The organism is Propionicimonas sp. (assembly GCF_047606205.1).
GTDB lineage: Bacteria > Actinomycetota > Actinomycetes > Propionibacteriales > Propionibacteriaceae > Propionicimonas.
Genome location: NZ_JASGES010000055.1, coordinates 21,585 through 34,898, shown reverse-complemented (window position 1 = coordinate 34,898; position 13,314 = coordinate 21,585). Strand labels below are relative to the sequence as shown.

Annotated in this window: 10 protein-coding genes; 1 reads left to right on the top strand and 9 read right to left on the bottom strand. The window is 70.3% G+C overall.

Annotated features, from left to right (window positions below):
• On the top strand, window positions 1-1,174 hold a 1,174-nt coding region (locus tag QM633_RS03750; RefSeq protein ID WP_415152390.1), incomplete at its 5' end, for a hypothetical protein.
• 98 nt (window positions 1,175-1,272) lie between these two features.
• Here the strand turns inward: QM633_RS03750 and QM633_RS03745 are convergent.
• The 9 genes from QM633_RS03745 to QM633_RS03705 form a co-directional block, all read right to left on the bottom strand.
• Complete coding sequence (locus QM633_RS03745) at window positions 1,273-2,037, bottom strand: SDR family NAD(P)-dependent oxidoreductase (protein ID WP_415152389.1); 765 nt, start codon at window positions 2,035-2,037, stop codon at window positions 1,273-1,275.
• Window positions 2,038-2,054: 17 nt separating this feature from the next.
• The gene (locus tag QM633_RS03740; protein ID WP_415152388.1) at window positions 2,055-4,037 is read right to left on the bottom strand and encodes an FAD-dependent oxidoreductase; all 1,983 of its coding nucleotides are present in this window, start codon (window positions 4,035-4,037) and stop codon (window positions 2,055-2,057) included.
• An 8-nt stretch (window positions 4,038-4,045) separates the two neighbouring features.
• Entirely contained in the window at window positions 4,046-5,098 is a 1,053-nt protein-coding gene (locus QM633_RS03735; protein WP_415152387.1) for a zinc-dependent alcohol dehydrogenase, read from the bottom strand.
• Between the two features lie 11 nt (window positions 5,099-5,109).
• A complete protein-coding gene (locus tag QM633_RS03730; RefSeq protein WP_415152386.1) occupies window positions 5,110-7,212 on the bottom strand; it encodes an FAD-dependent oxidoreductase in 2,103 nt (700 codons plus the stop codon).
• Between the two features lie 11 nt (window positions 7,213-7,223).
• Window positions 7,224-8,372 carry a thiolase family protein gene (locus QM633_RS03725; protein WP_415152385.1) on the bottom strand — a complete coding sequence of 383 codons (1,149 nt, stop codon included), beginning with the start codon at window positions 8,370-8,372 and terminating at the stop codon, window positions 7,224-7,226.
• Window positions 8,373-8,380: 8 nt separating this feature from the next.
• Window positions 8,381-10,177 carry an ATP-binding protein gene (locus tag QM633_RS03720; protein WP_415152384.1) on the bottom strand — a complete coding sequence of 599 codons (1,797 nt, stop codon included), beginning with the start codon at window positions 10,175-10,177 and terminating at the stop codon, window positions 8,381-8,383.
• A gap of 114 nt (window positions 10,178-10,291) precedes the next feature.
• On the bottom strand, window positions 10,292-11,614 hold the full coding sequence (locus QM633_RS03715; protein ID WP_415152383.1) for an MFS transporter: 1,323 nt from the start codon (window positions 11,612-11,614) through the stop codon (window positions 10,292-10,294).
• Window positions 11,615-11,986: 372 nt separating this feature from the next.
• Entirely contained in the window at window positions 11,987-12,658 is a 672-nt protein-coding gene (locus QM633_RS03710) for a 3-oxoacid CoA-transferase subunit B (RefSeq protein ID WP_415152382.1), read from the bottom strand.
• Window positions 12,655-13,314 (bottom strand): CoA transferase subunit A, encoded by a 660-nt coding sequence (locus QM633_RS03705; RefSeq protein WP_415152381.1) that lies wholly within the window; start codon window positions 13,312-13,314, stop codon window positions 12,655-12,657. Before QM633_RS03705 ends, QM633_RS03710 begins: the two co-directional genes overlap by 4 nt.

The window sequence follows — 13,314 nt, the reverse complement described above, 5'->3', positions numbered from 1 at the left end:
CCGGGAGCGCTGGTGGCTGCCGCCCGCGGCCGCCGCGGCCGCGGTGTTGGTGGCCCTGGTGGTGTCGTGGCAGGGCATCGGCCCGGGCCCGGTGCCGGCCCTGCCTGCGGCGAGCCCCTCAGCGACGTTGCCGACCGACACCTGGGTGGCGACCGCGGCGTCTCCGCTGAGCCCGCGTCAGAGCAGCGTGGCGATGTGGGCCGACGGCACGTTCGTCGTGATCGGCGGAGTCCGTTCCGCCCCGTGCCCGGCCAGCGCCGATTGCGGCGCGCCGGCCTTCCTGCGCGACGGTGCCCGCTACGACCCCCGGGCCGACAGCTGGACAAGGATCGCCGACGCGCCGGAGGACGTGTACGGGTTCCCGCAGACCACGCTGGAGCAGGCAGCCGTGCTCGACACGACGATCTATCTGCTCGGCACGACGTCATTGCTGGCCTACGACCTGGACACCGACCAGTGGCGGCGGCTTCCCTTCCCCCCCGGGGGAGACATCATCGCCTTCGGCACGGTCGACTCCGCGGTGGTCGCCGTCGCCACCCGCGACGACCACCCGGGCGAGGTGACGTTCGCGACGCTGCGTCCCGAACGGGACACCTGGGTCCTGCACACGATCGAGGGCAGCGCCGACGGCTCGGCCACGTCCGCGACCGTGGCCGGAGACCGGCTGGTCCTCACCAGCATGACCACCGGGTCACCGACGAGCATCTGGGCCGTCGACACCGTCGACACGACCACGGCGCGGCTGACCCGTACCGTCACACCCGCGATGGAGACCTACGTGTTGCACTCGATCGCGCTCAGCACCAGCCTGACCGACTACGCGGTGTGGCGTGGCCAGCGCAGGAAGGCGTGGTTCCTCGACACCCGGACCGGTCGGTGGTCGGACGTGGACCGGCCGGCCAGCGATGGAGCGTTCGTCGGCGTCAGCGGTGGGAGCACCGTGTTCTGGCCGGTCACCGTCGCGGGAATGGTCGAGGTGCGTGGCCACCTCTACGACCCGGACACCCGGCTGTGGTCCGCGACACCACGCCTCCCGACCGGGTCGGACAGCCCGGTCGTCACCAGTGGGCCCGACCTCGTGCTGGCCTGCTACGGCTACAGCGCGGCCACCGACGCCTTCGCCGACACCTGCTACCTGCTCCGGCCCGGCCCGGCCAGCCGGGCACGGCCGTAGTCGACGCGAACCCGAGGGGCTCCACCGAACCGGCCGTTCGCCCGCTCGGCCCTGCCGCGGCGGTGAGCGCGGAAGGACTCCGGCCGGTCGCCGGGAAGTCAGCCGTACAGGCTCGTGCCGTGGTCGACGTAGAGGATCTGTCCGGTCACCGAGCGGGACGCGTCGGAGGCGAACCACAGGATCGCCTGCGCCTGGTCCTCGGCCGAGGCGGTGGGCAGGGTGATGTCGATGTGGCGTCCGCACTGCTCGGCGAACCCGGCATGGAAGGTCGCCACAGCCTCGGGGGCGTTCAGCGGCGTCGGCGTCGGGCCGGGCGCGACCGCGTTGCAGCGGATCCCGGTCGCCGCGTACCGGATCGCGATGTTCTTCGTCATCGCATTCACGGCGGCCTTCGCCCCGCTGTAGGCGATGCCGGCCACTCCTCCGGCTCCGATCGAGGAGACGTTCACGATCGAACCGGTGCCGATCGGCGCCATGTGAGCCAGTGCGTACTTCGTCATGAAGAACACCGAGTACTGGTCGACCCTCGTCACGTGGTCGAACCACTCCTCGCTGCACTCGTCGATCGGCAGGTGCCGGTCGGCGATGCCGGCGTTGTTGACCAGCACGTCGATCCGGCCGTACGCGGCGATGGTCGCGTCCACCAGTCGCCGGCAATCGTCCGGGACGGAGACGTCCGCAGGAACGGCGAGGGCCGACCCACCGGCAGCGGCGACCTCGGCGACCACCTTCTCGTTCGCGTCCTGCCGTCGTCCGGAGACCACGACCATCGCGCCCTCCCGGGCGAACAACAGCACCGTGGCCCTTCCGATGCCAGAGTTGCCCCCGGTGACGATCGCCACCTTTCCGTCCAGCCGCCCCATTCCGCTCCCACTCCCACCTAGATGACGTCCATGGCCGCGCAGAAGCCCTCGTAGGTGGCCTGCTCCACCCGGCGGGCGGCGTTGCAGTCGCCAATCGTGACCGCCTGGGGCGATCCCCCCGCCAGTCGCCGCGCGAGCGCCGTCCGCGGCCGGCTGCCGGTTGCGAACAGGACGGTGTCGGCCTCGATCGCGTGCTCGCCGGATGCGTCAGCGTAGACCACCCCGTCCGGGCGGATCTGGAGCACCCGCGCGCCCGTGACCGCCGTCAGCGCCGTGGCCAGCCGTGGCAGGAGGGCCCTGCGGTGGGAGTCGTTGGCCTCCTTCGCCAGCTCGGGCAGGGCCTCCAGGATGGTGACCTGGTGGCCCTGTTCAGCGAAGAGCAGGCTGGACTCGCAGCCGATCAGGCCGCCGCCGACCATGACGACCCGCCGGCCGAGCAGGTCGGGGTTCTGGTAGGCCCACATGGTGTGGTGCGCGTGGTCGATGCCGGGGATCGGCGGCACGGCGGCCTGCGCGCCGACCGCGATGATCGTGCGGTCGGCGCCGAACTCGCGGATGTCCTCCGGGGTGGCTTCGTGGCCGGTCTCGATGGTCACGCCCAGGCGTCGGCAGCGAACGGCCAGGGCGTCCTTGTAGCGCCGCAGGCTCTCCTTGTGCAGGTCGCGGTCGGTGAACCAGAGCGTGCCGCCCAGAGTGTCCGACTTCTCCCACACGGTGACATCGTGACCGCGTTCGGCAGCCGTCAGCGCCGCGAACAGGCCACCCGGTCCGGCGCCGACGACAAGCACCCGGCGCCGCCCGAGCGGACGCGGTGCCGTGCGCCAGCGCAGCTCGCGCGACGCCCACGGGTTCACCGTGCACGACCACAGCGGCGGCACCGGACGCGACTCCGGGTCGGCCATCAGCGGGTTGAAGCAGGAACAGCGCAGGCAGGGGTAGATCTCGTCCGCGCGTCCGGCGGCCGCCTTGTTCACGAACTCCGGATCGGCGAATTGCTGGCGGCCCAGCGCCACGGCGTCGCACTGGCCGGCCGCGATCGCGTCCTCGATCTGCTGCGGGTCGTTGAACCCGCCCACGGCCACCACGGGCACCGAGACGGCGGCCCTGACCGCCGCGGCCAGATCGAGATTGCAGCCGTGGGCGTCGAACATCGAGGAGAAGGCCTTCGACTCCACATGGTTGAAGTAGAGGCCGGAGGTCACGTGGATAAGGTCCACGTGGGACTCCAGCATCCGGCAGTACTCGACCGTCTCGGGCAACTCCATACCGCCCGGCGTCCGCTCGTCGCCGGAGATTCGGAACTCGATCGGGAAGTCCTCGCCCACGGCGTCCCGGACCCGGTCGATCACCATCAGCGGGAACCGGGCCCGGTTCTCCAGCGACCCGCCGTAGCGGTCGGTGCGATGGTTGGACAGCGGGGAGACGAACTGGCTGAGCAGCCAGCCGTGGCCCCCGTGCAGCATCACCATGCCGAAGCCGAGCTTGCGGCACATCAGCGCCGCCTCGGCGAAGTGGGACGCGACGCGCTCCATCATCGCCTCGTCCATCGCGTCCACCCGCACCCCGTCCGGACGGACGGACGACGACGGCCCGATCGGGTTGAGGTGGCCCTTGATCGCGTTCGGGTGGTTGACCCCGCCCACGTGGTTCAACTGGATGGACGCCACCGCGCCGTGCGCCGTGATCGCCTCGGTGAGGGTCAGGATCGCTTCGGCGTGGATGGTCGACAGCTGCCGGGAGTACAGGTCGAGGCCGTGCTCGTGCCGCCGGGAGAACTCGTCGTCCACGAACGCCTCGGTGAGCGTCACCTGGGCGAACCCGCCCCGGGACCTGGCCTCGTAGAAGTCGATGCCTTCCGGCGTCGGGTAGCCGTTCTCCACGATCCGGTTCGTGGTGATCGGCGAACCGAACACCCGGTTGCGGAAGGTCACACCCCGGACCGTCAGCGGACTGAACAGGTGCGGATACGTGAGCGCACCATTCGCCCGGACGAGAGGCATCGCGTCCCTCACCGCAGGCTCGGATCCACGAGGATCTTCAGCGCGCTGCCACGATCGGGACGACACAGGCCGCGGGCCACCACCTCATCCAGCCCGATCACGTCGCCGACCAGGTCGGGGAACGCGATCTTTCCCGCGCGCAGCATGTCCAGGAAGATGCCGATCTCGTCGCGGGTGTAGACGAAGCTGCCGATCAGGTCGATCTCGCGCGGCCCGAACTGGGCCTGGACGAGGTCCATCGGGGTCGCGATCGTGCCCAGCAGCACCACCTGGCCGCCGTTCTTCGCCGCGGAGAACACGCAGTTGCGCAGGCTGGTGGCGTTGCCCGCGCACTCGAACGTGACGTCTGCGCCCTCCGGACGGCCCAGCGCCTCCCGGATGTCGGCACCGAGGTCGGTCGAATCCTTCGCGTTGATGCAGACGTCCGCGCCGTAGCGCTCCAGCAGGGGAAACTTGGCGCTGTTGGTGCCCAGCACCACCAGCCGGCGGGCCCCGCCGGCCTTCAGGAACTGGATCGCGCCGAGCGCGACCGGGCCGGCACCCGAGACCACCACGTCGTCGCCGACCCGGAAGCTCGAACGCCGGACGCCGTGCAGCGCCACGCAGACCGGGTCGTACAGCACGGCGTCCCGCGACGCGACGTCGTCGGGGACCGCGACCAGCATCGTGTGGTCGGCGTCGGCCACCAGCATGTACTCGGCCATCCCGCCGTCCGGGCCGCCGATGCCGTTGGTGTGCGGGAACGCCGATGAGCACACATTGGTCCTGCCGACCCGGCAGGCCGGGCAGCCGTCCGCGCACGCGTCCGGCGGACCGCAGATGATCCGCATCCCCACCTGCCACGGGCCGCGCACGCCGTCCCCCACCTCGACGATCTCGCCGACGTTCTCGTGGCCGAGCACCATGTCCGGCGGCAGGATCGGGTGCTGGTAGGCCTCCACGTCCGTGCCGCAGAGTCCGGCGTAGAGCATCCGGACGACCAGCTGGCCGGGACCGGCGTGCGGGACGGCTCGCTCCTCGACCCGAAGGTCACCGGTGCCGTACAGGACTGCCGAACGCATCTCCACTCCCCCTACAGCTCGTGGCCGACACGGGCGCCGGCGGCGATGGCGTCGACGATCAGCTGCGGGTCGGCGGCGTCGCCGATCGTGTGCACCTCAGCGCCCAGGCCGCCGGCGAGGGCCGTGGCCGCGGCATTGGGGTGGAGCGGCAGCGCCGTCATCACCGTGTCGGCGGGCAGCAGCCGGCTCTGTCCGTCCTCGGTGCGCACCACCAGGCCGTCCTTCGTGACCCGCTCGTAGCTGACGCCGGTCACGAACTCCACGCCCTGGTCCTCCAGCCAGAACAGCAGGTAGGGCTTGAGGAAGACCTCCAGCAGTCCCTCGCCGATCTCGTCTCTGGAGGCGGTGTCCACGATCGTCACCTGCTTGCCCAGGCCGATCAGGTACTCGGCGGTCTGGCAGCCGTGCAGGCGTCCGCCCATGATCACCACGCGTTTGCCGATCATCACATCGCGGGCGACCGGGAGTCCCTGCAGGGTGCGCAGCGCCTGCGGCGGCACGACCTGCAACAGGTTCTTGGCCAGCTTGTGCAGATCCTGTGCGGTGATCACGTTCGGGCCGTCGATGCCGGGGATGGCCGGCACCTCGTGGGTGCCTCCGGCCGCGACGACGACGGCGTCCGGGTGCTCCTTCGCGATCAGGTCGTGCGTCGCAGCCTTGCCGAGGTGGACGGTCACGCCCGCCTGGTGCACCTGCCGGTCGAGGTAGTGGACCAGCCCCGCGATGTCCTCACGCGGGCCCTTGACCAGCGCGGCGACCGGCAGCGAGCCGCCGAGCTTGTGCAGCTTCTCGTACAACACCACCTCGTGGCCGCGCAGCGCCGCCACCCGGGCAGCCTCCATGCCGGAGGGTCCGCCGCCGACCACGACGACCTTCTTCTTCACCGGCGCCGGACGGATCGCGTACTCGCGCTCGTGGCCGAGGCTCGCATTCACCCGGCAGCGGACGGGCTCGAAGTGCTCGCAGGCGTCGAAGCAGGTCATGCAGGAGCTGCACGGGTTGATGTCCCGCGTGTGAGCGGTGAGCACCTTGTTCGGCAGGCCGGGATCGGCGAACAGTCGCCGGTTCATGCTGACGATGTCGATCTTCCCCTCGGCGATCGCCTTCTCGCCGATCTCCCAGTCCAGCCGGCCGACGGTGATCACCGGGACGGTGACGACCTTCTTGATCTCCGCGGCCATCGGGATGTTGGCGCCGGCACCGCGTCGGGACGCGTCCACGTACGGGTCGACCGGGCCGGTGCGATGCGGGTAGAGGTACATGTCCGGGAAGTGCAGGCTCTCGCGGCGTTCGACGTCCTTCGTCCACGTGTAGTACTCGCCGCGCACCTCCAGGGCGTCCGCCCCGGCAGCGACGAAGATCTTCGCGAACTCGGTGCTCTCCTCGATCGTGATGCCGTCGTCGAGGTCGACCTCCCTGCCGTTGAACAGCATGATCAGGGGCCAGTCGGCCCCGTTGCGCCGCTTGATCTCGGAGATGATGTTCACCGCGACCCGCGTCCGGTTCTCCATCGAACCGACGCCGTACTCGTCCTCCCTGCGGTTCCATGCCCGGGAGAGGAAGTTGTTCACGAAATGGTTGCAGGCGGCGTTCAGTTCGGTCCCGTCCAGCCCCGCCTTCTGCTGGCGTTCGGCGCACTCGGCGAACAGGTCGATGATGTCCTCGATCTCGGGAACGGTGAACGCCCGGAAGTCACCGAACCCCGGACGCGGGGATTCATTCCGCGGAATCGCTGAGGCCGAGGCGGACGGCGGCACCTTCACCAGCAGTGGCGCCATCGGCCCGAGGTGGAACAGCTGCCCGAACGCGACCGCGCCGTGGCGGTGGACGACATCTGCCCAGCGCTGCCAGCCGGGGATGTAGCGGTCGTCGGTGATCCGGAAGCCGGGCATCTTCGCGTCCAGGTCGCGGGTCAGCGGGCCGCTCGCCGACGAGATCAGCGCGGTGCCGCCCTTCGCGAGGGTCTCGAAGTAGTCGAGGTAGCGGTCGTTGATGTAGCTGCCGGTGTCCGGATCGTCCCAGAAGAAGCCGGTGCCGTTCTTCATGAACCGGTTCTTCAGTTCCAGGTTGCCGATCCGGATCGGCGCGGCCAGGTGGCTGTACTTCGTTGTCATGTTCGTGCCTCTCACAACTTCTCGATGATTCCGGCGGCGCCCATGCCGCCACCCACGCACATCGTGACCAGCCCGTAGCGCGCGTCGCGGCGCTCCAGCTCTGCGATCACCTTGGCGGTGAGGATCGCGCCGGTCGCACCGAGCGGGTGCCCCATCGCCAGCGCGCCGCCGTTCGGGTTCACCCGTTCCGGGTCGAGGCCGAGCTCGCCCACCACGGCCAGCGCCTGGGACGCGAACGCCTCGTTCAGCTCGACCACGTCGAGCTCCTCGATGCCCAGCCCGACCTGGGCGAGCACCTTCGGCACGGCCGCCACCGGGCCCATGCCCATGTAGGCCGGGTCGACGCCGGCGACGGCGAAGCCGAGCAGCCGCGCGAGCGGACGGACGCCCAGGCTCCCGGCGCGTTGTGCCGACATCACCACGGCGAAGCCGGCGCCGTCGCTGCGCTGCGAGCTGGTGGCGGCGGTGAGCAGGCCGTCCTCGGCGAACACGCTCTTCAGCCCGGCCAGGGACGCCAGGTTGGTGCCGGGCCGGATGCCCTCGTCCACGCAGAAGGGGAACTCCTCGCCGGCCGGGGTGCGTCCGGTCACCGGAACGATCTGCGCGGCGAACCGGCCGGCTTCCCGCGCGAGCGCCGCGCGGGCGTTGCTCTGCACGGCGAGCTGGTCCAGCTCGGTACGGGTGATCCCCCACTTCCTGGCCACGTTCTCGCCGGTGACACCCATCGGGATGTAGGCGTCGGTCTGCTCGACCAGCCACGGGTCGAGGTACTCGGGGTTGTCACTGAGGACCGGGCTCGACATGTGTTCCACGCCGCCGGCGACGACCACGTCGGCCATGCCGGCGCGGATCCGCGCGGTGGCGTCGGCGATGGCCTGCAGGCCCGAGGAGCAGAACCGGTTCACCGTGACGCCGGACACCGGGTCCGGCAGGCCCGCGCGGAGCACGATGTTGCGGGCGGGGTTGAGGCCCATCGCCGCCTCGGGGATCGCGCAGCCGACGATCACGTCGTCGATCTCCGCCGCGTCCAGCGCGGGCACGCGATCGAGCACGCCGCGCAGCGTCTGTGCGCCGAAGTCGACCGGGTGCACGGCGGCAAGGCTGCCCTTGCCCGCCTTGGCGATGGCGGATCGGCCGTAGCCGACGATTACTGCGTCCATGTCTGTCCTCATTCGTTCGGGCCTGTGCCCAGGTAGTCGGCCAGGATCGCCTGGCTGCGCGCCAGGAAGCCGAGCAGGCCCTCCGGCGAGAGTTCGTCGTGGCCGAGCAGGGTGAGGTCGGCCAACTGGGCCGCGGCGAGCGCCGCGACCGGTTCCGGAGCGGCCGCCACGCTGCGGACCAGCGGGTTGTGCAGGTTCAGCACACAGGTCCGCGGCACGACGGGCTCCGCCGTCGCGCGACCGCTGAGCAGCCCGCCCATCCGGGCGAGGTCGCTCATCCTGCGCAGGTCCTCCTCGCTGGAGAGGACCACCGGCAGGTCGGGCACCCGCAGCCGGACCGCGGCGAACCGGGTGCCGGGCAACCGGTCGGACGCGGAGCGCTCGAACCGTTCGACCACTCGCCCGGCGAGTTCGGCGTCCCCCGGCTCCGGGTCGGCGGCCAGCGTGTGGGCGATGTCGGCGTCCAGCCGGGTGAACCGGGCGTTCGTCGTGGCGGCCTCGAAGCGTTGCAGGAGCGGCTGGTCGATCACATGGTCGAGCACCAGCGCCGGGATGCCGGCGTGCCGGAAGGCCTCGACCGCTGCAGCCTGGCCGACCGGGTCGGAGACGTAGAAGACCATTCCCGGGTGGGTCGGCGCCACCTGGTCGAGGTACTCGGCCACCGTGTGCAGCGCGCCGTCGAGGCCGCGGAACAGCACCCGCTTCGTCATCACGGACGCGAAGATCCGGTCGGTCAGTACGCCGTACTTCACGAACGGCGCCAGTTCGGGCCACAGCCGCTCGTAGCGGGCCCGGTCGTCGGTGAACATGCCGTGCAGGGCGATCGCCAGCTCCTGGCTGAGGCACTCGGCGACCAGGCCAGCGACATCGTCGTCTCCGCCGCTTCGGACCTGTCCACGGGAGACCACCAGCGGCAGTTCGTCGCACTCGATCACGGCGTGCTGCAGGTTCGCGAACTTCGGCACCAGCGCCCGGAGGTCGTCCCCGACATGGACGCCACGGCTGAAGATCTCGATCCGGCCGTCGATGGCGTCCGCTCCGCCGTGGGTGTCACGCAGGAACAGCATGCCGCGCAGGCCGAGGTCGGGGCTGCACAGGGGAAGGGCGCCGATCGGGTCGTTCGCCTCGCCGAAGTGCTCCCGGTAGAAGCCGTTGGTCTCCTTGGTGGTGGCGGTCTCCGGGCGTCGCCAGACCGGGTCGACGTCGCCGACCAGCTGCGGGTCCCCGTCCTCGAGGCACAGCTCGAGCGGGACCCTGGGGAAAGGGAACCAGCGCAGCAGCGCCTCGCGGATCTCGGTGGGGCGAGCCAGGTAGGGGCTGCCGGTGGCCAGGCGGAGCAGCACGGTGGTGCCGACCTCGACCCGCTCGCCGGGTTCGATCCGCCACTCCATCTCGCGGGTGCACGTCCAGCGCACCGGCTCGGCGCCCAGAGCCGAGCTGGTGTGCACCTCGACGGTGGGGGCGAGCATGAACGCGGAGTAGAAGCCGACGCCGAACTGTCCGATCGGCGCGGACGCCCCGGCCTCCTGCCACTGCCGGACGTGCTCGGCGGTCCCCGACCAGGCGATCTGGTTCAGGCAGCGGCGCACCTCGTCCGCGCTCATCCCGATGCCGTTGTCGCGGACCTCCAGGGTGCGCCGCCCGCTGTCCAGGGCGACCGTGACGCGTCCGGCCGGCGCGCCGGGCTCGACGTCGGCGCGTCGCCCGATGGCGTCGATGGCGTTGGAGACGAGTTCCCGCAGGACCACCCCTGGTTCGTCGTAGAGGGCGTCGGTGAGCAGGCCGAAGGTGCTGCGTTCGTCCACGCAGAGACGGCCCGTGGTCTCCCTACCGGGGTGAACGGTCACCGCAGTACTCCTTCCGCGACGTGGAAAGGCGTGGGCTCGGGGCGGGTGGCGCCACGAGCCCACGCCGTGAGCTCAGCGCCCCGAGGACGCCAGGGTCTCGGGGGCAGCGCCCTCGAGCTTCTGGTGCTTGTGGGTCTGCATGAAGAAGGCCACGACGACGCCGACGAGGGCGACGCCGACCATGATCATCGTGGACACGACGTAGAAGCCGGTCGCGTGCAGTGCCGCGGAACCCGCAGCCACGCCGGCCAGGCCGCCGAAGATGCCGATGCCCTGCGCCATGCCGCCGAGCTTGCCGGTGATCTCCGCCGGGTAGTTCTTGGCGACCCAGCCCAGCGCGGTGGCGTTGATCCAGCCGAGGAAGAACACCGTGATCATCATCACGGTGGTCAGGATCACCTGGCTGGTCTTGACCCCGGGCACCAGGATCAGCCCTGCGCCCACAGCCATCGCCGCGAAGGCGACCATCAGGGCCGGCCGGGCCTTGCCGTGGAACAGACGCTCGACGATGACACCGACCGCCAGGCAGCCGACGATGTTGCCGATCTGGGCCAGCGAGGCGATCGAGCCGGCACCGGTCGCGCCGAGGCCGAGGCCGACCGGCGGTTCGAGGGCGAGGTAGCCGGGGGTCATGTCGTTGTAGGCCTGGTTGAACCAGGAGGCGATGACGACGCAGGCCGTCGCGATCCAGGTCAGCGGCAGGAGGAGGGCCTTCTTGTACAGCGCGAGGTTCGACGCGGCGGCCGCCTCGTCGACGTTCTCCAGGTTGGCACCCTCCGGCGCCACCTTCGGGCCGACCATGCACACGACGGTCATCACGATGCCCACCAGGGCCAGCGGCCACAGGTTGCGCAGGCCGACGGCCCAGTCACCGGCGGCGGCCATGCTGGCCGGGCCGAGGTTGAGGCCGATCATGATGCCCAGGCCCATCGCCGCCCCGAGGACGCCGTTGACCATGCCGCGTTCCTGCTTCGGGAAACAGGTGGCCGAGACGTACACGCCGGCGCCCATGATCGGGCCGCCGCCGATCGCCTGGATGGCGCGCGCGACGGTCATACCCATGAAGCTGCTGCCGATGGCCGGCATCAGCAGCCAGCCGAGGCCGATCATGACCATGCCGAAGATGTACATCCACTTGAAGCCGAACTTGTCGATCAGCGGACCACCGAGGATGGCGGCGATGGCCACGAAGAGGTTCCAGGTGCCCATGGTCATCCAGGTGACCTCACCGGCGGACAGCCCGGAGGTCTTGATGATCTCGCCGATCAGCGGCGCGGGCGTGATCAGGGCGACGGCCTGTACGGCCACGACCACGATCAGGGTTGCCAGGATGAACCAGCGGAAGGGTTTGTACGCCCCTTCGCTCACGGCTGGCGACGTTGCACTGTGTGCCATTGTGGTTTCCTTGTCTTGTACGTTCTTCCGCGTCTGCGTGGAGCGCGGGGTTGTGAGCTACTTCTCTGCCTGAACTTCCGCTCAGGTCGTGCGGTCGGACGTGCCGTGTCGGGCGGCCGGTTCAGGGCCGGCTGCCCCACACCTTCCGGCGTCCGATCCCGTGGGCGTTGAACCTTGCCCTTCAGACCTCCGTCCGTGTTGTCGACGGTTCCCGGGCCGTCCCGGCCCGGAGTCTCCCGTCCTCGTCTGCAGCCCGGCGGCGTCGCTTTCCTGCGCCGGCGGCCCCGTCGCCGCCACCACCGGGATCAGTTAACCCCGGGGCGCCTGCATGGGCTAATCCAAGAAACGCATAGAAGCTAGCCACGGCGCGGATCAGCAGATCGGCGCCAGTGCCGGGGAGATCGTCAGGGGCGCCGCCGTGGCGGCGACCACCTCCTCGACACCCAGCCGGGGATTGATCTCGACCAGCACGAGGCCGTCAGGGGTGACCTCGATCACGCCCATCTCCGTGACGATCAGGTCGACGCAGTTCACCGCGGTCAGCGGCAGCGTGCAGGTGGGAAGGATCTTCGGCTCGCCCCGCTGAGTGTGCTCCATGGCGACGATCACCCGCTTCGCGCCGACGACCAGGTCCATCGCGCCGCCCATGCCGGGCACCATCTTCCCCGGGATGATCCAGTTCGCCAGGTTGCCCTGCGCATCCACCTGCAGCGCGCCGAGCACGGTGGCGTCCACGTGGCCGCCACGGATCAGGGTGAACGAGGTGGCCGAGTCGATGAAAGCCCCGCCGAGCCTGATCGACGCCGGACCTCCGCCCGCGTCCACCACGTAGCGGGGGTCCGGGTCGCGGTCGGGGCACGGTCCGGCGTCCACCATGCCCACTTCGGCCTGCAGGACGACCTTGACGTCGGCCGACAGGTACTTCGGGACCAGGGTCGGCAGCCCGATGCCGAGGTTGACGAAGTCGCCGTCCTTCAGTTCGCGGGCGACCCGGGCGGCGATGAAGTCCTTCAGCCCGGCACGGTCGAGAGTGGGTGTGGTCACGGGAGTTCTCCCCCTTCAACGATGTAGTCGACCAGGACGCTCGGGGTGACGACATCCTCGGGGGTGATGTCGCCGAGTCCGACGAGATGATCGGCCTCGACGATCACCAGGTCGGCCGCGGTGGCCATCACCGGGTTGAAGTTGCGGGCGTCGCCCCGGTACCAGACGTTGCCGGCGGGATCGACGCGGTAGCCGTTGATCACGGCGACATCGGCCCGCAGCGGCTCCTCCAGCAGGTAGTCGCGGCCGCTGACGGTGACGACGGGCTTGCCTTCGGCGACCGGCGTGCCCAGCCCGGTCGGGGTGAGCACACCGCCGAGGCCGGCCCCGCCGGACCGGATCCGCTCGACCAGGGTGCCCTGCGGGACCAGCTCGACCTCCAGCTCACCGGCGTTCATCTGGACGCCGACCTGGGGGTTGAGCCCGACGTGGGAGGTGATCAGCCGGCGCAGCCGCTTGTGCTCCACCAGCTTCGCCACCCCGTAGCCGGGAACGGACGCGTCATTGCAGATCATGGTCAGGTCCGTCACGCCGGCGTCGATGATCGCCTGGATGACGTGGTGGGCGTTGCCACAACCCATGAAGCCGCCGAACATCACGGTCATGCCGTCGCGGAGCTTCGCCGCGGCCTCCCCCACCGGGATCACCTTGGTCAT